Raw genomic sequence first — 21,459 nt, 5'->3', positions numbered from 1 at the left:
CAATCGCACTGACTGCCAGTCAGAACGGCCGAGCAGTGGCGGCTGAGCGGCCCGCGTCGCCAACTCTCCCACCAGGCATGACCGGTATGGCCATTTCTTCCTGATAAGAAGTCAATTATCCAGTCATGGGCGATCACCCTTTCGTGTGCTTTTCACGAGAATTCTCAAGCCGGACCCGCCGATCGCCGACAAAGGACCTGTGAGTACCCTTGCGCACCCCGCCATGACCGTCGCTCGCCCCGCCGAGGCCGCTGCCCCCGGCGCTGGCGAGCTCGACCGCTTTTCCTACGCCGATCGGCCCACCCCGCCCGTCCCCCGTTGGGACGGCGAGAACGACCTCTCCCGGGTCGGCCGCAAGACCACCAGCAGCCGCGGCCGCGGGCTCCACGGACAGCTCGTGCAGCAGCTCGGCCAGATGATCGTCTCCGGTGACCTGGGCGCCGACCGTCCGCTCGTCCCGGAGGAGATCGGCCAGCGCTTCGAGGTCTCGCGCACCGTCGTGCGCGAGTCGCTGCGCGTGCTGGAGGCCAAGGGCCTGGTCAGCGCCAGGCCGAACGTCGGCACCCGGGTCCGCCCGGTGAGCGACTGGAACCTGCTCGACCCCGACATCATCGAGTGGCGCGCCTTCGGCCCGCAGCGCGACGAGCAGCGCCGCGAGCTGTTCGAGATGCGCTGGGCGATCGAGCCGCTGGCCGCCCGTCTCGCGGCCGGCCACGGCCGGGAGGAGGTCCAGCAGCGGCTGGTCGAGATGACCGAGATCATGACCCACTCGGCGGCGCAGGGTGACCTGATCACCTTCTCGCGCGCCGACGCGGAGCTGCACAGCCTGGTCCTGCAGATGGCCGGCAACCGCATGCTGGAGCACCTCGCCAGCATCGTCGGTTCCTCGCTGCAGGTCTCCGGCGGCCCGGCCACCGCCTGTGAGCGCCCCTCCGACTCCTCCGTGAGCGTGCACGCCCGCCTGGTCGAGGCGCTGGGTACCGGTGACGGCAGTGCGGCCGAGGCGGCGATGCGCTCGCTGCTCACGGCCGTCCACCCGGACGTCGAGCACTCGGTGCCGGCCCCGCGCGAGCACTGAGCGGGGACGGCCACGGACCCGCTGGGAGCGAGCAGAGCCCTCCGGTCGTCCCGCGCGAAGCCGCGGCGGCAACCGGAGGGCTCGCGGCGTTCCGGAACGCTCTGCGGGCCGCTCTGCGGGCCCGGACCCCGCGCCGGAGGCCGCTGCGCAGCCGGATCGGGCCGAAGTGGATCACCTGCACGACGGCGTGTGACCTGTGCCACGAGCGGCATGCGTAACACTTGGGGAGCGGCAGCGATATGTACGGAGCGGAAGCAGCTCCGGAATACCGCGCCATGTCAGAATGCTGTGTTGGTCTGCGGCGCTGCTGCCGTCCCACACACCCAGCGTTCTGCAAACCCAGTCCTCAAGTCCGAGCCGGTCGGAACCGACGTCGTGCCCTGTGGCACGTGATCCTTCCTCGCCCTCTCGGGCGGTCCGGTACGGGTTCGAGTTCACTCTTCGTCCGAGAGGTTGTTCGTGTCGGCCAGCACATCCCGTTCGCTCCCCCCCGAGATCGCCGAGTCCGCGGCACTGCTTGCGCTCATCGAGCGTGGCAAGGCCCAGGGGCAGATCGCCGGTGACGACGTGCGTCAGGCCTTCGAGGCGGACCAGATCCCGGTCACCAAGTGGAAGAACGTCATGCGCAGCCTCAACCAGGTGTTGATTGAGGAAGGGGTGGACCTGATGGTCAGCGCGGCCGAGCCGTCCGCTGCCAAGCGCAAGAGCGTTGCGGCCAAGAGCACCACCAAGCGCACCGCCACCAAGGCGGTCACCACGCGTACTCCCACTGCCCAGACCAAGCCGCCGGTGCGGATCGCTCCCGCCGCGATGATCTCTCCTTCCGCCGTGACGGTCGAGGCCTCGCTGGGTGACCCCGCAGGCTCCGAGGGCGGTGTCGCCGCGGCCAAGAAGATCGCCGCTGCGGCTCCGGCCAAGAAGGCCGTCGCCAAGAAGGCCGCCCCGGCCAAGAAGACCGCCGCCAAGAAGACCGCCGCCAAGGGCGACAAGCCCGAGGACGAGCTGCTCGGCGACGAGGAGCTCGAAGAGACCGCGACCCCCGGTGCGGCCAAGGCCGAGGCCGAGGGCACCGAGGAGGAAGAGGGCACCGAGGGCTTCGTCCTCTCCGACGACGACGAGGACGACGCGCCTGCCCAGCAGGTCGCCGTGGCCGGCGCCACCGCGGACCCGGTCAAGGACTACCTCAAGCAGATCGGCAAGGTCCCGCTCCTCAACGCCGAGCAGGAGGTCGAGCTCGCCAAGCGCATCGAGGCCGGCCTCTTCGCCGAGGACAAGCTCAGCGCCTCCGACAAGCTGGCCCCCAAGCTCAAGCGCGAGCTGGAGATCATCGCCGAGGACGGCCGCCGCGCCAAGAACCACCTGCTGGAGGCCAACCTCCGCCTCGTGGTCTCGCTGGCGAAGCGTTACACCGGTCGCGGCATGCTCTTCCTGGACCTGATCCAGGAGGGCAACCTCGGTCTGATCCGCGCGGTCGAGAAGTTCGACTACACCAAGGGCTACAAGTTCTCGACCTATGCGACGTGGTGGATCCGCCAGGCGATCACCCGCGCGATGGCCGACCAGGCCCGCACCATCCGTATCCCGGTGCACATGGTCGAGGTCATCAACAAGCTGGCCCGCGTCCAGCGCCAGATGCTCCAGGACCTGGGCCGCGAGCCCACCCCGGAGGAGCTGGCCAAGGAGCTCGACATGACCCCTGAGAAGGTCATCGAGGTCCAGAAGTACGGTCGCGAGCCGATCTCCCTGCACACCCCGCTCGGCGAGGACGGCGACAGCGAGTTCGGTGACCTCATCGAGGACTCCGAGGCCGTCGTCCCTGCGGACGCGGTCAGCTTCACGCTGCTCCAGGAGCAGCTGCACTCGGTGCTCGACACGCTGAGCGAGCGCGAGGCGGGCGTGGTCTCGATGCGCTTCGGCCTGACGGACGGTCAGCCGAAGACGTTGGACGAGATCGGCAAGGTCTACGGGGTCACGCGTGAGCGGATCCGGCAGATCGAGTCGAAGACCATGTCGAAGCTGCGTCACCCGTCGCGTTCCCAGGTGCTGCGCGACTACCTCGACTGACCGGTCGCCGGGTAGCCGGCGGACCACAGGCAGTGAACCGGAGGCCCGGGGCGACAACCGCCCCGGGCCTTTGGCGTGTTCCTCTCGTGGTGATCCGCGTCATCCGGCGGTGACGGAGGTCCTCCGTCCGAGTGTCCGCAGGCGCGGGGGCTGCCACTCAAGGTGATCAAGCGACTACGCTGTGGCGGTTGCCTGCCGTCGAGTCGTTCGGAGCGCCCTGTGATGTCCACCTCACCCGCCCTGCTCGGCCGCCGCAGAATCGACCGGAGCCGGCGATCCCGATCGGCCGTGCTGGCGGTGCTGGCGGTGCTTCCGGTCGCGCTGGTCTCGTTGGGGGCCGCTCCTGCGCACGCCGATCGTCGGATCATCGGCGGTGCGGTGGACAGTACGGACCGGCACCCGTGGGTGGTGGCGATCTCCAGTCGGCCCCAGTTCGGGGATGCCCGGTCCGGGCAGTTCTGCGGTGGAACCCTGGTCTCGCCGACCAAGGTCGTCACGGCCGCGCACTGCCTCTACGACGAGAGCACCGGCCGCCCCACCGACCGGCCCGGCCTGACGGTGATCGTCGGGCGCACCGATCTGACCACCCGGGCCGGCTCCGAGGTCCCCGTGTCCAACGTCTGGATCCACCCGCAGTACTCGTTCGACCAGAACACGCAGGACGTGGCGGTGCTCACACTCGCGTTGCCGCAGCAGGGCGTTCAGGTGCTGCCGATGGTCGCTCCGGGCGATCAGGGGCCGTATGCCACCGGCACGCGCGCGCAGGTCTACGGCTGGGGGGACACCACCGGCCACGCGACGTACGCCAGCACGCTGCACGCGGTCGACGTGCCGATCGTTGCTGACGATGTGTGTGCGCGCGACTACCCGGGCGGACCGGAGGGGGCCTTCGACGCGCGCAGCATGGTCTGTGCCGGTGAGGCGCGCGGGGGCAAGGACGCCTGCCAGGGCGACAGTGGCGGACCGTTGGTGGTGGAGGGCCACCTGGTCGGCCTGGTCTCCTGGGGCGCCGGCTGCGCGGAGGCCAGGCATCCGGGCGTGTACACCCGGCTCGCGGCCGTGGTGGACGCGGTCGACGCCCAGCTGTGACCGCACGGTGACGCGCTGTCAGGAGGGCTGAAAACGCTGAGCGGCAGGCTGCATACAGCCTGCCGCTCAGGTGCCGACCCGCAAGGGTCGACCTCAGCCCGTCATGGGAGCGTCGTGATCAGCGCTCGTCGGTATTGGCCGGGGCCGCCGTGGTGGCGAGACGACCGCTCTCGTCCTGTATGTCCACAGCGATCTTCTTGAGCTCCGGCTCGAACTTACGCCCGTGGTGGGCGCAGAAGAGCAGCTCTCCGCCACTCGCCAGTACGACGCGCAGGTATGCCTGGGCGCCGCAGCGGTCGCAGCGGTCAGCCGCGGTGAGCGGGCTCGCAGGTGTCAGAACAGTAGTCACGTCGCCTCTTCTCTAGCTCGACGAGCTGTCGTACCAGGGTCAACATCCAACCAGGCCGAAAACGTTCCCGCTCGTGGCTTTTCTTCTTTGAGGATTCTGCTTGTGTTGATGAGGACGTGCCCCGGCTGCCGGTGGTTCATGCCTGTCGGAAACCGTGACCTGTCGATCACTCGAACATTCCATCGAACTGATGTCCGAGGGTGGGCGTAGCATAATCCTCTACTGGGTTGGAGCATAAGCCCCGTCCCGGGCACCGGTAGCCTGCATCTCAGCAGTTCCAGAGCTCGCGGTTCGTTCGACGGTCCGCCAGGACCCGCGGGGCAGGGGTGAGATGGCGCTTCGGCGCGGCAACCCGGGCCCGACCCGTGTTCGCGCAGCGCGTACAAGCTGCGAGGCACGGGCGGAGTGTGCAGCGGGAGCGTAGTGCGGCAGTGTGCGGTCGGGTGCAGTGCGACCGCTCCGCACCGCAACGGCCGCTGGTGGAACCGCCGCCGGGATCGAGATCAGAAGTTCTCATTGGAGGAGTGCACCGCGTGAGTGCCGAAACGACCGTGCCGCCCGCCCTGCGCGCCGCGGATGACGGATCCAACTACACCGCTCGGCACCTGCTCGTCCTGGAGGGGCTGGAGGCGGTGCGCAAGCGCCCCGGCATGTACATCGGCTCGACCGACAGTCGGGGCCTGATGCACTGCCTGTGGGAGATCATCGACAACTCGGTGGACGAGGCCCTGGGCGGCCACTGCGACCACATCGAGGTCGTGCTGCACGACGACTCCTCGGTCGAGGTGCGCGACAACGGCCGTGGCATCCCGGTCGACGTCGAGCCCAAGACCGGACTGTCCGGCGTCGAGGTCGTGATGACCAAGCTGCACGCCGGCGGCAAGTTCGGCGGCGGCTCCTACGCGGCCTCCGGCGGCCTGCACGGTGTCGGCGCCTCCGTCGTCAACGCGCTCTCGGCCCGGCTGGACGTCGAGGTGGACCGCGGCGGCCACACCCACGCGATCAGCTTCCGGCGCGGCACTCCCGGCCTCTTCACCGAGCTGAGCCCGGACGCGCCCTTCGACCCGGCCAGCGGCATGACCAAGGCCCGCAAGGTCTCCCGGACCCGTACCGGCACCAGGATCCGCTACTGGGCCGACCGGCAGATCTTCCTCAAGGAGGCCAAGCTCTCCCTGGAGGGCATCCACAGCCGCGCCCGGCAGACCGCCTTCCTCGTCCCCGGCCTCACCATCGTGGTGCGTGACGAACGCCTGACGGAGAGTGAGAAGGTCGAGCAGACCACCTTCCGCTTCGACGGCGGCATCGGCGAGTTCTGCGAGTTCCTGGCGCCCGACAAGCCGATCTGCGACGTGCTGCGGCTGCGCGGCGAGGGCACCTTCAAGGAGACCGTCCCGGTCCTGGACGACCTCGGCCACATGACCCCGACCGAGGTCACCCGCGAGCTCGGCGTGGACATCGCGCTGCGCTGGGGGGCCGGCTACGACACCACGCTGCGCTCCTTCGTCAACATCATCGCCACTCCCAAGGGCGGCACCCACGTCAGCGGGTTCGAGCGCTCGCTCGCCAAGACCGTCAACGAGGCGCTGCGTTCGGCCAAGCTGCTCCGGGTGGCCGAGGACGACATCACCAAGGACGACGCCACCGAGGGCCTGACCGCGGTGGTCACCGTCCGGCTCGCCGAGCCGCAGTTCGAGGGCCAGACCAAGGAGGTGCTCGGCACCTCGGCCGCCACCCGGATCGTCGCCGCGGTCGTCGCCAAGGAGCTCAAGGCCTTCCTCACCTCGGCCAAGAAGGACGAGAAGCTCCAGGCCCGGGCCGTCCTGGAGAAGGTCGCCGCCGCCGCCCGGACCCGCGTCGCGGCCCGCCAGCACAAGGAGGCCCAGCGCCGGAAGACCGCGCTGGAGACCTCCTCGCTCCCCGCCAAGCTGGCCGACTGCCGCAGCGACGACGTGGAGCGCAGCGAGCTCTTCATCGTCGAGGGTGACTCCGCGCTCGGCACCGCCAAGCTGGCCCGCAACTCCGAGTTCCAGGCCCTGCTGCCGATCCGCGGGAAGATCCTCAACGTCCAGAAGGCCTCGGTCTCGGACATGCTCAAGAACACCGAGTGCGCGGCGATCATCCAGGTGATAGGGGCGGGCTCCGGCCGCACGTTCGACATCGACCAGGCCCGCTACGGCCGGGTGATCTTCATGGCCGACGCCGATGTCGACGGCTCGCACATCCGCACCCTGCTGCTCACGCTCTTCCAGCGCTACATGCGGCCGATGGTCGAGCAGGGGCGGGTCTTCGCGGCCGTCCCGCCGCTGCACCGGATCGAGCTGACCAACCCCAAGCGCGGCATGGAGAAGTACCACTACACGTACTCGGACGCCGAGCTGCGCCGCACGATGCTGGAGTTCCAGAGCAAGGGCCTGCGCTGGAAGGAGCCGGTCCAGCGCTACAAGGGCCTCGGTGAGATGGACGCGGACCAGCTGGCCGAGACCACCATGGACCCGCGCCACCGCATCCTGCGCCGGATCAACCTCGGCAACCTGGACGCCGCCGAGCAGGTCTTCGACCTGCTGATGGGCAACGACGTGGCACCCCGCAAGGAGTTCATCGTCGACTCGGCGGCCACCCTGGACCGCTCGCGCATCGACGCGTAGTCCCGGCCGCCCCGAAGGGCCCTCCACCCACGGGTGGAGGGCCCTTCAACCGTTTCTTCAACCCTGGCGCCGATCAGCCGCGGGGCCGCGAACCGTAGCGTCGGAGAGGTCAGCAGAACCCCGATCGGTGGGACGGAGCGAGTCCGATGAGCGGCCTTGTGAACATCGTTGTGATCGTCGCGGTAGTGGCCCTGGTCGTGGGGCGCCAGCTCCGGGCACAGAAGTTCGACACCGAGCGGCGTTTCTGGGTGCTGCCGGTCGTCCTCGGCGTGCTCGCGCTGCGTGACCCGCACCTGATCGACCCGCACCACAAGGTGGACGCGGTGGCGCTGCTGGTCGCCTCGGTGGTGCTGGTCCTGGCGATGGGCGTCGTCTGGGGCTGGACCGTACGGCTCTGGCGCGAGGCCGACGGCAGCCTCTGGGTCAAGGGCAGCGCCGCCACCCTGGCGGCCTGGGTCGGCATGATCGCCCTGCGCTTCGGCCTCTACGGCATCGGCTCGGCGCTGCACGTCCACCAGAGCACCAACGCGCTGCTGCTCACCTTCGGCGTGCTGCTGCTGGTCCGCGGTGCTGTGGTGAACTGGAGGGCCCGCAGTGTGCACTCCGCCGCCGGCCTGCACGTGGCGAGCTGATCATCCTCGTGACCACGGAAGGACCGCTCGTGCCGCTGGAGACCTGGACCCGCTGGCCCTCCTCGGAGGCCCTCGCCCAGGAGCGGCGCTCGCGGCCCCGGCAACTGCTCAACTTCTTCAGCCGCACGGTCCTGTTGTCCGTGATCGTCTGGGGGACGTACGCGACCGGCCGGTTCACCGGCTGGTCCGCCGTGCTGATGGCGGTCCGGATCCTGGTGACCGTCGGGCTCTTCTACCTGCTGACCCGGACCACCCGGGTCCACCGGATCGGGCCGGCCCTCGTGGTGGTGGCCGGCCTGCTGGCCACTGCCGCGCTGGCCCACGAGAGCGGGGCCCTGCTGCTGGCGAACGCCACCTGGTGCGCGGTCGCGGTGATCGGGTTGCTGCGGTTGCCGCTGGCCGCGGCGCTGCCGAGCTGCGTGGCGGCGCTCGCCTCGTACGCGGTGGGCAGCGGGGACGGCTTCGTGGCGATGCTGGCCACCGTGGTGGGCATGGTCCTACTCGGCTATCTGCTCCGGTTGGACGGCGAGGCGCGCAGCAGCGCGCAGCGCCTGGTGGAGCAACAGCTCGCGGCCCGGGCGGCCGAGGCGGAGAGCGCCGCCCTGGCGGAGCGGGCCAGGATCGCCCGGGAGATCCACGACGTGCTGGCGCACAGCCTCTCCGCCCAGTTGGTCCACCTGGAGGCGGCCCGGCTGATGCTGGACCGGGGCGCCGAACGGGAGCAGATCCGCGAACGCGTCGTGGCAGCACGGCGGATGGCCCAGGACGGACTGGTCGAGACCCGGCAGGCGCTCTCCGCGCTGCGCGGCGAGTTCACCCCGGTCGGCGAGTTCCTGGTGGAACTCGCCCGCACCGAAGGGGCCGTGCTCACCGTGCGCGGCACCCCCCGCCCGCTCGCCGCCGAGGCCGGCCTGGCCGTCCGGCGCACCGCGCAGGAGGCGCTGACCAACGTCCGCAAGCACGCCTCGGGCGGGGCCTGCACACTCCAGCTGAGCTACCTCCAGGACGACGTGGAGCTGGAGATCCGCAATGCCAGAAGCGCCCCTGACGCGGTGTCCGCCGATCTGGCGGCCAGCGGCAGCGGGTACGGTCTGCTGGGGATGCGCGAACGCGCGGAACTGCTCGGCGGCAGCCTGCTGGCGGGCCCGGACAACGGAGGATGGCGCGTGCTGCTGCGGGTGCCGGCGTGACGGAGCAGAGCCCCACCAGGGTGCTGGTGGCCGATGACCAGACGGTGGTGCGCGAGGGCATCGTGATGCTGCTGGGGCTACTGCCCGGCATCGAGGTGGTCGGCGCCGCCGCGGACGGTGAGGAGGCGGTCCGGCTGGTCGCCGAACACGCCCCGCACGTCGTCCTGATGGACCTGCGGATGCCGCGCTGCGACGGCGTGGAGGCCACCCGGCGGATCCGGTCCGAGTACCCCGGCACCGAGGTGGTGGTGCTCACCACGTACGCGGACGACGACTCGCTCTTCCCGGCGCTGCAGGCGGGGGCCCGGGGCTACCTCACCAAGGACGCGGGGGCGGAGGAGATCGCCCGGGCCATCGCCGACGTGCGCTCCGGTGCGGCCGGGCTCTCCCCGCAGGTCCAGCGGCGGCTGCTGGAGCGGCTCTCCGGACCGGGCGCCGGGCTGCCGCAGCCGCCGGCCGCGCCGTCGCAGCCGTCGCCCAAGCCCGTCCAGCGGGTGCTGCCGGACGGGCTCACGGTGCGCGAGGCCGAGGTGCTCGCGCTGATCGCGGAGGGTCTGTCCAACGCCGAGATCGCCGCCGCGCTCTTCGTCAGCCCGGCCACGGTGAAGACTCACATCAATAATCTCTTCGCGAAAACCGCGGTGCGAGATCGCGCACAGGCGGTCAGTTATGCATTTCGTCATGGCATTTCACGCAATTCGCAAACCGACTGATCTTCACCATATTGGGTGAATAGTCCTGCTGAATGCCACAGAATGGTTTCTGACCCGTCATCATGGTCCCGTCAGGGTGCTGTCGGTGCGCCGATTGGATCTTCGGGGCGGGCCGTCCGGAGTGCCCGGCGCCGATATCGACGCCCACCGCTCGGTGGCGCATCACGGGCCAGGAGCAGCTTTGGCACAGCAGGAAGTCACCGGACCGGCCGGTCGTAGGCCCCGAGCGGGCCAGCGCTTCGACTGGTGGTCGGCAGCGGGCCCGACCGGCGCGGCGCAGCGGGCCAAAGGGCCCGCCGTCGCCAAGCCCAAGCCGGTAGCCGCCGCCGCCGTCGTCCCGGCGCCGCGGCCGGAGCCGCCGGTCGAGCGGCCGCCGGACCCGGCCGCGGCGCAGGTCTACCGCGAAGTCCAGCGCAGTGAGGCCTTTCAGGAGATTCGCCGCAGTTATCGGACATTCGTCTTTCCCGCCACCGCGGTATTCCTCGGTTGGTACCTCCTGTATGTGATTGCCCAGGCGGCCGCGCCCGACCTGATGCGTCAACAGGTTGCCGGACCGTTCAGTGTGGCGTGGCTGCTGGGACTGCTCCAGTTCGTCTCGACTTTTCTGATCACCTGGCTTTACTCCCGCAATGCCCGTACGAAGCGCGACCGAGCTGCCCTCGGCCTGCGCTGGGACACCCAGGACCAGCTCCGATGAAACTCTCCGAGATCCCCGTGCCTCCCCCGGTTCCCGTGCCCGTCCACCGGCTGGCACCGCCCCCGCCACCGGCCGGTCAGCACCACGACCTGGCCATCGTGCTCTTCGCCCTGGTGGTCGTGGTCACCCTGGCGATCACCCTCTGGGTCGGCCGCCGAGGCCAGGCCACCGAGGACTTCTACGCGGGCGGCCGCGACTTCGGTCCCCTCCAGAACGGCATCGCGCTCTCCGGCGACTACCTCTCGGCCGCCTCCTTCCTCGGCGTGACCGGACTCATCGCGCTGTACGGCTACGACGGCATGCTCTACAGCATCGGCTTCCTGGTCGCCTGGCTGGTCGTGCTGATGTGGGTGGCGGAGCTGGTCCGCAACACCGGCCGCTACACGCTCGCCGACGTGCTGGCGACCCGGATGCGCCAGCGTCCGGTGCGGGCCGCGGCCGGCGTCTCCAGCGTGGTGGTCACGCTGCTCTACCTGATCGCCCAGATGGTCGGCGCGGGCAGCCTGGTCGCGCTGCTGCTCGGCAGTACCGGTGCCGCCGCCAAGACCTGGACCATCGTCGCGGTCGGCGCTCTGATGATCATCTATGTCACGGTCGGCGGCATGCGGGCCACCACCTGGATCCAGATCGTCAAGGCACTGATGCTGATGGTCGGCGCGGTCCTGCTGACCGTCCTGGTGATGGTGCACTTCCGCGGCGACTTCGCCGAGCTGATGCACGCCGCCGCCCGCGGGAGCGGCTCCGGGGACAAGTACCTGGAGCCCGGCCTCAAGTACGGTGCCAGCACCACCAGTCGACTGGACTTCGTCAGCCTGGGCCTGGCCCTGGTGCTCGGTACCGCAGGTCTGCCGCACATCCTCTCGCGGTTCTACACCGTGCCCACCGCGCGCGCCGCGCGCCGCTCCACGATCTGGGCGATCGGCCTGGTCGGCTGCTTCTACCTGATGACCGTGGTGCTCGGGCTCGGCGCCACCGCGCTGGTCGGCTCGAAGGCGGTGCGCAGCGCCAACTCGGCTGGAAACACGGCGGTCCCGCTGCTCGCGCTGAAGCTCGGCGGCGGTGAGGGCAGCACCGGCGGCACCCTCTTCTTCGCCATCACCTCGGCGATCGCCTTCGCCACCATCCTCGCGGTGGTCGCCGGACTGACCCTGGCCTCATCGGTCTCGTTCGCCCACGACCTCTACGCGCAGGCCTTTCGCAGCCCGGCCAAGCCGCCGGTCACGGACCGCCGGGAGGTGGTGGTGGCCAGGCTGGCGGCCGTGCTGATCGGCGGGCTGGCGATCGTGCTCAGCCTCTTCGCCCAGCGGCTGAACGTCGCCTTCCTGGTCAGTCTGGCCTTCGCGGTGGCCGCCTCGGCCAACCTGCCGACCCTGCTCTACAACCTCTTCTGGCGCCGCTTCACCACCCGGGGCGCCTGCTGGGCGACGTACGGCGGGTTGGTGCCGGCGCTGGCGCTGGTGCTCTTCTCGCCGGTGGTCTCCGGCAGCAAGACCGCGATGTTCCCGGGCGTCGACTTCCACTGGTTCCCGCTGGAGAACCCGGGCCTGATCTCGATCCCGCTGGGCTTCCTGCTCGGCTGGGTCGGCACGGTCAGCGGCGAGGAGCGCGCGGACGAGGACAAGTTCGCCGAGCTGGAGGTCCGCTCGCTGACCGGCGCGGGCGCCGTCTGAGCGGCCCGCACCACGACGGGACGGCCGTCCTCGGCAGCGCGCGCTGCCGAGGACGGCCGTCCTCTTGGGTCCGGGGGGTGGTCAGGGACGGCCGGTCTGGGTCGGCCAGTACCCGCTGTTCAGCTGGGAGATCCGGACGTTCGTGCCCGGGTGCGCCGCCTCGACGTACTGGTTGTCGCCGAGGTAGATGGCGGTGTGGTGGATCTGGCCGGGGGAGCCGTCGTAGGACCAGTAGAGCAGGTCACCGCGCTGCAGATCGCTGGAGCTGATCGGCGTGGTGGCGCTGTACTGGTCGTCGGCGATCCGCGGCAGCGAGATGCCGGCGCGCAGGTAGGCCTGCTGCACCAGACCCGAACAGTCGTAGTCGTCCGGCCCGTTGCCGCCCATCTCGAAGGGCTTGCCGACCTGGGCGAGGGCGAACTCGACGGCCGACTCGGTGTCGCCGCTGCCGCGCGAGGCGGAGTCCGAGGTGTCGGAGGCGCTGCTGTCACCCGCCGAGTCGGAGCCGGACCCGGAGCCGATCCGGTCCAGGTAGATGTCCTCGTGACTGGTGTAGCGCCAGGTGCCGCTGCTGTTCTTGAACCAGTAGACCGACCCGTCCCAGCCCTGCTGGATGTCGCCGCTGGAGGACGTCGGATCGGCAGTGTCACTGTTGTCATCGGAGTAGCTGTTGTAGCCGCTGTCACTGTCGCTGTCGTCGGCGCCGATCCGGTCCAGGTACACGTCCTGGTGACTGGTGTAGCGCCAGTCGCCGTCGGCGTTGGTGAACCAGTAGACCGAGCCGTCCCAGCCCGAGTGACTGGGGGCGGGGTCCGCGCTCGCGGTCCCGACGGAGGCGCCGAGGCTGATCGCTCCGGCGCCCGCCACCACGGCGGTGGCGATCCCGATGCCGCGCCGCAGGCGGGCCACTCGGTGGCCGTGCGGCCGGTGGCTGGTCTCCGGGGTGTCTTCGGCCGACTCGGCCGCCGTCGAAGGGAGGACCTGCTCAGCAGCGTCCGTGCTCACGACGGTCTGGGTGCGTATGTCCATGGCGTCACGCTAGGCACCGGGTCGACTACGGCGCCTGGTGGAATCCCCCGGACGGGCGGTCACTCCTGGTGAGTGCGCGCCGGGGTCAAGCCGTCGTGACGGACCGGACGTCCATCCGGCTCGGGGTGCCCGGCGCCTTGCCGCAGCTCTCCGGGCGCGGCGGCAGGCTCAGCTCCGCTGCCACCTCGACCCGCCAGCGCCGGCCGTCCAGGTGGTCCACCCGGCACGCCCAACGCCCGTCGCCCGCGAGCTCCTGGGTGATGGTCAGGGCGTCCGCGGCCGTCTCGCCGGTCAGCTCCCGGACCGCCTGCTCGGCCGCCTGCGCCGGACGGTCCCAGTACGAGCGTCCGCGGGAGAACTGCGGGACGGTGTGCCCGGCGGCCGTCGCGGCCAGCACCTCCTTGGCGCGGGCCTCGGTCAGCCGCCCGTAGGCGTAGCCGTACGGCAGCACCAGCATGGTGGGGGAGAAGCGGTGGCCGCCCAGGTGGGTGACCTCCCAGACCTCGCTGTGCCCGGCAGCCGCCAGCTCGGCGGCCAGCGGACGGCCCAGCAGCGCGCAGCAGCGGTCGCGACGGCCGTTGGTGCACACCAGCGCCAGCGGGCCGCCGGTGTGCGCGGAGCCGAAGCCGCCGTGCTCGCCCGCGCCGGCCGCCGCCAGATCCAGCGTCAACAGCTCGGTCAGGTCGGCGAGTTCGGCCCGTCGCAGCCAGGAGTTGCCCGGTGCGGTGTGGGCCAGTACCACCTGGTGTCCGGCGTCGGTATGGGTGTCGGCGTGCCGGCCCGGGCGCCGGATCAGCGCCGGGCGCACGCCGGTTCCCGCGCAGGCCGCGTCCAGGGCCGCGCCCAGGCCTTCGGGGAGGTGGCTCTCGCCGAGAGCCTTGGCACCCCAGGGCCCGGACTGCTCGATCAGCAGCCAGGTGGTGGCGGTGGCGGCGGTGGCGGACAGGGGCTCGGTCAGCTCGCTCGACAGCGTCGCACAGGTGGTCACTTAGGTCACCCTACCCGCGTCAACGGGAGGGTGACCCAAGCGAGCGCCCCTTGTTCAGGCCGGTCCTGCGACGGCGGCCACCGGCGTGGTCACCGGCGTGCCCGAGCCGTCCCTGCGCGGGTCGCGCTCCGGCAGGGTCACCGGCGCACCGTTGGCCGCGGCCGCCCGGGCCGGCATCGCGCCCGCCCAGGCGAACGCCAGCGCGTCCTCCCCGCGCAGGAAGCGCTGGCAGCGCACCCCGCCGGTGGCCCGGCCCTTGCGCGGGTACTGCTCGAAGGGCGTCACCTTCCAGCTGCTCTGCGCCTCGCCGGTGAGGGTCCCCGAGGCACCGGCCACCGAGATCACCACGGCGTCCACCGCCGGGTCGACCGCGGTGAAGGAGAGCACCCGGGCGCCGTCGGTCAGCTTGATGCCGGCCATCCCGCCCGCCGGCCGGCCCTGCGGGCGGACCTGACCGGCCGGGTAGCGCAGCAGCTGGGCGTCGCTGGCGATGAAGACCAGGTCTTCTTCACCGGTGCGCAGCTCGACGGCGCCGACCACCTCGTCGCCGTCCTTGAGCGCGATCACCTCGAACTCGTCCTTGTTGGCGGGCCATTCCGGCACCACCCGCTTGACCACGCCCTGCGCGGTGCCCAGTGCCAGGCCGGGCGAGGACTCGTCGAGCGTGGTCAGGGCGATCAACCGCTCGCCCGGCTCCAGCCGGAGCAGCTCGCCGATCTGCGCCCCGCCGGCCAGCGAGAGCGAGGGCTGCGGCGGCAGCGCGGGCAGGTCGATCACGGGCAGCCGCAGCACTCGGCCGGCCGAGGTCACCGCGCCGACGTCGGCCCGCGCGGTGGCGGGCACCGCGGAGACGATCACGTCGTGCTTGGAACGGCTCGTCGAGGGCTCCCCGAGCTCGACCGGCTCGCCGTCCGGCGTGCGGGCCAGCATCCCGGTGGAGGAGAGCAGCACCCGGCACGGGTCGTCGGCCACCTCCAGTGGCACGGCCAGCGCGGCCGACGGCAGTGCGCCGGCCTCCAGCAGCACCGTGCGCCGCTCGGTGCCGAACTGCTTGGCCACCGCGCCCAGTTCGGTGGAGACGACGGTGCGCAGCTTGCTGTCCGACTCCAGGATCTCGGTCAGCTCGGCGATCTCGCCGGAGAGCTTGGCCTGCTCCTCCTCCAGCTCGACCCGGTCGAACCGGGTCAGCCGGCGCAGCGGCGTGTCCAGGATGTACGCGGTCTGCACCTCGGAGAGCGAGAAGCGCTCCATCAGGCGCTCCTTGGCCTGCGAGGCGTTGTCGCTGGACCGGATCAGCGCGATGACCTCGTCGATGTCGACCAGCGCCACCAGCAGGCCCTCGACCAGGTGCAGCCGCTCCTGGCGCTTGCGCCGGCGGAACTCGCTGCGCCGGCGGACCACCTCGAAGCGGTGGTCGACGTAGACCTCCAGCAGCTCCTTGAGGCCCAGCGTCAGCGGCTGGCCGTCCACCAGCGCCACGTTGTTGATGCCGAAGGTCTCTTCCATCGGCGTCAGCTTGTAGAGCTGCTGGAGCAGTGCCTCGGGGACGAAGCCGTTCTTGACCTCGATCACCAGCCGCAGGCCGTGCTCGCGGTCGGTGAGGTCCTTGACGTCCGCGATGCCCTGCAGCTTCTTGGCGCCGACCAGGTCCTTGATCTTGGCGATCACCTTCTCCGGGCCGACCGTGAACGGCAGTTCGGTCACCACGAGGCCCTTGCGGCGCGGGGTGACGTCCTCCACCGTGACGGTGGCACGGATCTTGAAGGTGCCGCGGCCGTTCTCGTAGGCGTCGCGGATGCCGGAGAGGCCGACGATCCGGCCGCCGGTCGGCAGGTCCGGACCGGGGATGAAGCGCATCAGCGTGTCGAGGTCGGCGCCCGGGTGCTTGATCAGGTGCCGGGCGGCGGCCACCACCTCGCTGAGGTTGTGCGGCGGCATGTTGGTCGCCATCCCGACCGCGATCCCCGAGGTGCCGTTGACCAGCAGGTTCGGGAACGCGGCGGGGAGCACCGCCGGCTCCTGCTCGCTGCCGTCGTAGTTCGGCCCGAAGTCGACGGTGTCCTCGTGGATCGACTCGACCAGCGCCATCGAGGCGGCCGTCAGCCGTGACTCGGTGTAACGCATCGCGGCCGGCGGGTCGTCGTTGCCGAGCGAGCCGAAGTTGCCGTGCCCGTCGATCAGCGGCACCCGCATGGAGAACGGCTGTGCCATCCGGACGATCGAGTCGTAGATCGAGGCGTCCCCGTGCGGGTGGAGGCGACCCATCACCTCGCCGACCACGCGGGCGCACTTCACGTGCGAGCGATCCGGGCGAAGGCCCATCTCGTTGGCCTGGTAGAGGATTCGGCGGTGCACCGGCTTGAGGCCGTCCCGCGCGTCCGGCAGGGCTCGGGAGTAGATCACCGAGTAGGCGTACTCCAGGAACGAACCCTGCATCTCGTCCACGACGTCGACATCGAGGATCCGCTCCTCGAAGTCTCCGGGCGGCGGGGTCGGCGAACTGCGGCGGGCCATCGCGGCGGGGCTCCCTTGCGTCTGTCAGCTGCATCACGTGTCGTCACCGGGGTACGGCGCCCCCCATTGTGGACCCTCTCACCGACACCGCCCGCCAAGGGCCGCCCCACGACCCTCTTCCGCCGCTGGCGAACGGCTCATCCGCGCGGACACATCTGCGGCCCTGCCGCGTTGCACCACAATGGGGGCTGCTGACATCCGACGATCCCCCCGACCCCAACTCGACGGGAAGGACCCGAGCGCATGGCCAACCCGGCCCCCGCCTCCACCAAAGGCATCGCGATCACCGAGCACCGCCTGGCCAACGGCCTGCGTGTGGTGCTCTCAGAGGACCACCTCACTCCGGTGGCCGCCGTCTGCCTCTGGTACGACGTCGGCTCCCGCCATGAGGTGAAGGGGCGTACGGGTCTGGCGCACCTGTTCGAGCACCTGATGTTCCAGGGCTCCGCCAACGTCTCGAACAACGGCCACTTCGAGCTCGTCCAGGGTGCGGGCGGATCGCTCAACGGCACCACGAGCTTCGAGCGCACCAACTACTTCGAGACCATGCCGACCCACCAGCTGGAGCTCGCGCTCTGGCTGGAGGCCGACCGGATGGGCTCGCTGCTCGCCGCGCTGGACGACGCGTCGATGGAGAACCAGCGCGACGTCGTCAAGAACGAGCGCCGCCAGCGCTACGACAACGTGCCCTACGGCACGGCGTTCGAGAAGCTCACCCGGCTCTCCTACCCGGAGGGCCACCCCTACCATCACACCCCGATCGGCTCGATGGCCGACCTGGACGCGGCCACGCTGGAAGACGCCCGCGCCTTCTTCCGCACGTACTACGCCCCCAACAACGCGGTGCTCTCGATCGTCGGCGACTTCGACGCCGAGCAGGCCGTCGCCTGGGTCGAGAAGTACTTCGGGTCCATCCCCGCGCACGACGGCAAGCAGCCGCCGCGCGACGGAACGTTGCCCGAGGTGATCGGGCAGGAGATCCGCGAGCTGGTCGAGGAGGAGGTCCCCTCCCGCGCGCTGATGTCCGCCTATCGCCTGCCGCACGACGGAACCCGCGAGGCCGACGCCGTGGACCTGGCGCTCACCGTCCTCGGTTCCGGCGAGTCCAGCCGTCTCTACAACCGGCTGGTCCGCCGCGACCGTACCGCCGTGTCGGCCGGCTTCGGCATGCTGCGGCTGTCCGGCGCCCCCTCGCTGGGCTGGCTCGACGTCAAGACCAGCGGTGAGGCGACGATCGAGCAGATCGAGAGCGCCGTCGACGAGGAGCTCGCCCGGTTCGCCGCGGAGGGCCCCACCCCGCAGGAGCTGGAGCGCGCGCAGGCGCAGATCGAGCGGGAGTGGCTCGACCGGCTGACCACCGTCAGCGGCCGCGCCGACGAACTCTGCCGGTTCGCCGTCCTGTTCGGCGACCCCAACCTGGTCAACGACGCCCTCGCCAAGGTCCTGGACGTCACCGCGGAGGAGGTCAGGGCGGTCGCCGCGGCCCGCCTGCGCCCGGACAACCGCGCCGTGCTCGTCTACGAGCCGCTGGCCACCGCCGATGCCGACTCCGACAACGCCGAGGAGGACGCCGCATGAGCACCTTCGTCCCCACCATGACCTTCCACCCGCAGCCGCAGCCCGGCACGCCGACCCCGTGGGCCTTCCCGGCGCCCACCCGCTCGGTGCTGGCCAACGGCCTGACGGTGCTGCACTGCAACCGTCCCGGCCAGCAGCTGGTGGCCGTCGACGTGCTGGTCGACGCGCCGCTCGCCGCCGAGCCCACCGAGCTGGAGGGCGTCGCGACGGTCCTGGCGCGGGCGCTCAACGAGGGCACGGACACGCTCACCGCCGAGGAGTTCGCCGGCGAGCTGGAGCGCGCCGGAGCCACCCTCGACGCGAACGCCGACCACCCCTGCATCCGGGTCGCCCTGGAGGTGCCGGTCTCCCGCCTGGAGCGCGGCCTCACCCTCCTCGCCGACGCGCTGCGCTCTCCCGCGCTGCCCGAGGACGAGATCGAGCGGCTGGTCGCCAACCGCCTCGACGAGATCGTCCACGAGCAGGCCAACCCGGCCCGCCGCGCGGCCAAGGCGCTGCACGCCGAGCTCTTCGACTCCGCGGACCGCCTGTCGCGCCCGCGGGCCGGCAGCGCCGAGAGCGTCAAGCGGATCGACCGCGCCGCGGTCAAGGCCTTCTACGACGCGCACGTCCGTCCGTCCACCGCCAGCGTGGTCGTGGTCGGCGACCTCACCGGCGTCGACCTCCCGGCGCTCCTGGAGTCCACCCTGGGCAGCTGGAGCGGCGACCGGGCCGAGCCCAGCAAGGCCGCGCCGGTCACCGCCGACGACAGCGCGCGGGTGGTCATCGTGGACCGGCCCGGAGCCGTCCAGACCCAGCTGCTGATCGGCCGGATCGGCCCCGACCGGCACGACCCGGCCTGGGCCGCGCAGGTGCTCGGCACCTACTGCCTGGGCGGCACCCTGACCTCCCGGCTGGACAAGGTGCTGCGCGAGGAGAAGGGCTACACCTACGGCGTACGGGCCTTCGCCCAGCCGCTGCGCTCCGCCGCCGACGGCTCGGGCCGCGCGCTGCTCGCCATCAGCGGCTCCGTGGACACCGCGTCCACCGCACCCGCGCTGGCCGACACCTGGACCATCCTGCGCACCCTCGCCGCCGAGGGCCTCACCGACGCCGAGCGCGAGGAGGCCGTGCAGTACCTGGTCGGGGTCGCCCCGCTGCGCTACGAGACCGCCGGATCGGTGGCGAGTACCCTCGCCGACCAGGTCGAACAGCACCTCGCGGACGACTTCCAGGCCGAGGTCTACCGGCAGATGGCCGTCCTGAGCACGCAGGCCGCCACGGACGCCGTGGTCAGCGGCTTCCTGCCCGAGCGGCTGGTCACCGTCCTGGTCGGGGACGCCTCGGTGATCGGTGAGCAGGTCAGGGAGCTCGGCATCGGCGAGGTCACCGTCATCTCCTCCTGACGCTGTTTCGGCAGGTGGTGCCCGAGGCCCGGCGGATGATCCGCCGGGCCTCGGTAATTCCCTTGCCCGGCACGCCGGTTCCATGGGTTGATATCCCCGTCGCACAGCGCGGCGGACAGGCGACAATCGGGAGAGGAGGCGGTCACCGTGCGGGTCGAGCAACCAGGCAGGCGCGTCAGCGCTCTGCGCTCCCCGAGGCGGCCGTCCGTTGCCTCCCGCAGCTCGCGACGAACCGCCTGAGCCCTGCCGCCAGGCCGTTCCCGTCGCTCTCGCGCCACAGCCTCCCGCGCCACAGCCTTCCCGAGCCACGCCGGACTCTTCGCGTGGCAGTCCTACCCTGGAATCGTCGACCTTTGGGGGTCAGTCTCACCATGTCGTACACCGAAGTACCCGGCGCACGCGTCCCGATCCGGATGTGGACCGATCCGGCGACGGTCGAGGGCGAGGCTCTCCAGCAGCTGCGCAACATCTCCGGCCTGCCCTGGCTGCACGGCCTCGCCGTGATGCCGGACGTCCACCTGGGCAAGGGCGCGACCGTCGGGTCCGTCATCGCCATGAAGGACGCGGTCTGCCCGGCCGCGGTCGGCGTCGACATCGGCTGCGGGATGAGCGCGGTGAAGACCTCGCTGACCGCCCGCGACCTGCCCGACGATCTCGGCCGACTGCGCTCGCGGATCGAGCAGCTCATCCCGGTCGGCCGCGGCCTGCACACCGACCCGGTCGACCCGCGCTCACTGCGGGACCTCACGGCGACGGGGTGGGAGGACTTCTGGGGCCGGTTCGACCAGGTCGCGCCGGAGGTGAAGTGGCGGCGCGAGCGGGCCATGCAGCAGATGGGCACGCTCGGGGCCGGGAACCACTTCGTCGAGTTCTGTCTCGACACGACCGATTCCGTCTGGTTGATGCTGCATTCTGGATCGCGCAACATCGGCAAGGAGCTGGCGGACCACCACATGGGTGTCGCTCGCTCGCTCTCGCACAACCAGGGTCTGGTCGACCGCGACCTCGCGGTCTTCCTCGCGAAGACCCCGGAGATGGACGCCTACCGCCAGGACCTCTTCTGGGCGCAGGAGTACGCCAAGCGCAACCGGGCGGTCATGATGGCGCTCTTCCAGGACGTGGTGCGCGGTGAGTTCCCCCGGGCCGAGGTCGCCTTCGACCAGGTGATCAGCTGCCACCACAACTACGTCAGCGAGGAACGCTACGACGGCGTCGACCTGTTGGTCACCCGCAAGGGTGCGATCCGGGCCGGCTCCGGTGATCTCGGGATCATCCCGGGCTCCATGGGCACCGGGTCGTACATCGTCCGCGGCCTGGGCAACGCGGACTCGTTCAACTCCGCCTCGCACGGCGCCGGCCGCAAGATGAGCCGGACCGCGGCCAAGAGGAAGTTCACGGTCAAGGACCTGGAGGAGCAGACCCGGGGCGTGGAGTGCCGCAAGGACAGCGGCGTGGTCGACGAGATCCCGGGCGCCTACAAGTCGATCGACAAGGTCATGGCGCAGCAGCAGGACCTGGTCGCGGTGGTGGCCAAGTTGAAGCAGGTGGTCTGCGTCAAGGGCTGACGTCGGGTCAGGGTGCGCGGAAGTGGAGGGGCCGCGCACCCCGGCCGTTAATTCGGTTGCGCCCTGCGCGGAGGTCGATAGGGTCGTGGTGTTCCTGCGGAATCGGGCGTTCGGTGCCCGGCCGTGACGAGAGAGAGGGGAGGTGCGCCTCCGTGGTTGCCGCCTCGACGCGGCGCGCTGTTCCCTGCGCGCCAGACGCTTCCTCTCGTTATCTGCCCGCCGGCTGACGTCGCCTTCGCCGACGCACCCTCCGGTGGGCCCACTCCGCAGGAG

The 21,459-nt window shown here is 70.8% G+C and carries 16 protein-coding genes; 12 read left to right on the top strand and 4 right to left on the bottom strand.

Annotation, left to right across the window (positions count from 1 at the left end):
* Positions 1-145: 145 nt before the first annotated feature.
* From BS80_RS14430 to BS80_RS14420, 3 genes are all read left to right on the top strand, one after another.
* Positions 146-1,078 (top strand): FadR/GntR family transcriptional regulator, encoded by a 933-nt coding sequence (locus BS80_RS14430; RefSeq protein WP_083974720.1) that lies wholly within the window; start codon positions 146-148, stop codon positions 1,076-1,078.
* Between the two features lie 453 nt (positions 1,079-1,531).
* Positions 1,532-3,142: an RNA polymerase sigma factor gene (locus BS80_RS42780; RefSeq protein WP_035797635.1), complete on the top strand. Its 1,611-nt coding sequence runs from the start codon at positions 1,532-1,534 to the stop codon at positions 3,140-3,142.
* Between the two features lie 222 nt (positions 3,143-3,364).
* Positions 3,365-4,231: a S1 family peptidase gene (locus BS80_RS14420; RefSeq protein ID WP_083974718.1), complete on the top strand. Its 867-nt coding sequence runs from the start codon at positions 3,365-3,367 to the stop codon at positions 4,229-4,231.
* 118 nt (positions 4,232-4,349) lie between these two features.
* On the opposite strand, the gene BS80_RS14415 is transcribed toward BS80_RS14420, so the two are convergent.
* Positions 4,350-4,580 (bottom strand): DUF7455 domain-containing protein, encoded by a 231-nt coding sequence (locus BS80_RS14415; protein ID WP_035797632.1) that lies wholly within the window; start codon positions 4,578-4,580, stop codon positions 4,350-4,352.
* 533 nt (positions 4,581-5,113) lie between these two features.
* Here BS80_RS14415 and BS80_RS14410 point away from each other — a divergent pair.
* The 6 genes from BS80_RS14410 (at position 5,114) to BS80_RS14385 (ending at position 12,127) form a co-directional block, all read left to right on the top strand.
* A complete protein-coding gene (locus BS80_RS14410) occupies positions 5,114-7,225 on the top strand; it encodes a DNA gyrase/topoisomerase IV subunit B (protein ID WP_035797630.1) in 2,112 nt (703 codons plus the stop codon).
* A 146-nt stretch (positions 7,226-7,371) separates the two neighbouring features.
* Positions 7,372-7,857 carry a CcdC protein domain-containing protein gene (locus BS80_RS14405; RefSeq protein ID WP_035797628.1) on the top strand — a complete coding sequence of 162 codons (486 nt, stop codon included), beginning with the start codon at positions 7,372-7,374 and terminating at the stop codon, positions 7,855-7,857.
* An 8-nt stretch (positions 7,858-7,865) separates the two neighbouring features.
* A complete protein-coding gene (locus BS80_RS14400; protein ID WP_232246487.1) occupies positions 7,866-9,047 on the top strand; it encodes a sensor histidine kinase in 1,182 nt (393 codons plus the stop codon).
* Complete coding sequence (locus BS80_RS14395) at positions 9,017-9,760, top strand: response regulator transcription factor (protein ID WP_198045535.1); 744 nt, start codon at positions 9,017-9,019, stop codon at positions 9,758-9,760. Before BS80_RS14400 ends, BS80_RS14395 begins: the two co-directional genes overlap by 31 nt.
* 181 nt (positions 9,761-9,941) lie before the next feature.
* Complete coding sequence (locus BS80_RS39380; protein WP_083974717.1) at positions 9,942-10,457, top strand: DUF485 domain-containing protein; 516 nt, start codon at positions 9,942-9,944, stop codon at positions 10,455-10,457.
* Positions 10,454-12,127, top strand: coding sequence for a solute symporter family protein (locus tag BS80_RS14385; RefSeq protein ID WP_083974716.1), 1,674 nt, complete (start codon positions 10,454-10,456; stop codon positions 12,125-12,127). Before BS80_RS39380 ends, BS80_RS14385 begins: the two co-directional genes overlap by 4 nt.
* 81 nt (positions 12,128-12,208) lie before the next feature.
* Here the strand turns inward: BS80_RS14385 and BS80_RS37745 are convergent, their stop codons facing one another.
* The 3 genes from BS80_RS37745 to BS80_RS14370 form a co-directional block, all read right to left on the bottom strand.
* A complete protein-coding gene (locus BS80_RS37745) occupies positions 12,209-13,156 on the bottom strand; it encodes a C40 family peptidase (protein WP_051966621.1) in 948 nt (315 codons plus the stop codon).
* 85 nt (positions 13,157-13,241) lie between these two features.
* Positions 13,242-14,144: a sucrase ferredoxin gene (locus BS80_RS14375; protein WP_035797623.1), complete on the bottom strand. Its 903-nt coding sequence runs from the start codon at positions 14,142-14,144 to the stop codon at positions 13,242-13,244.
* Positions 14,145-14,198: 54 nt separating this feature from the next.
* The gene (locus BS80_RS14370; protein ID WP_035797622.1) at positions 14,199-16,658 is read right to left on the bottom strand and encodes a DNA gyrase/topoisomerase IV subunit A; all 2,460 of its coding nucleotides are present in this window, start codon (positions 16,656-16,658) and stop codon (positions 14,199-14,201) included.
* A gap of 243 nt (positions 16,659-16,901) precedes the next feature.
* Here BS80_RS14370 and BS80_RS14365 point away from each other — a divergent pair, with 243 nt between their 5' ends.
* From BS80_RS14365 to BS80_RS14355, 3 genes are all read left to right on the top strand, one after another.
* On the top strand, positions 16,902-18,236 hold the full coding sequence (locus BS80_RS14365) for a M16 family metallopeptidase (protein WP_035797621.1): 1,335 nt from the start codon (positions 16,902-16,904) through the stop codon (positions 18,234-18,236).
* Entirely contained in the window at positions 18,233-19,621 is a 1,389-nt protein-coding gene (locus tag BS80_RS14360) for a M16 family metallopeptidase (protein ID WP_035797620.1), read from the top strand. The genes BS80_RS14365 and BS80_RS14360 overlap by 4 nt, the downstream gene beginning before the upstream one ends.
* Before the next feature lie 371 nt (positions 19,622-19,992).
* Positions 19,993-21,186, top strand: a complete 1,194-nt coding sequence (locus BS80_RS14355) for an RtcB family protein (protein ID WP_035797619.1) — start codon at positions 19,993-19,995, stop codon at positions 21,184-21,186.
* Positions 21,187-21,459: the final 273 nt, after the last annotated feature.

Source organism: Kitasatospora mediocidica KCTC 9733, from assembly GCF_000744225.1.
Lineage (GTDB): Bacteria > Actinomycetota > Actinomycetes > Streptomycetales > Streptomycetaceae > Kitasatospora > Kitasatospora mediocidica.
Note: the sequence above shows the minus strand (reverse complement) of the source record. Positions and strands in the feature narration are given on the sequence as shown.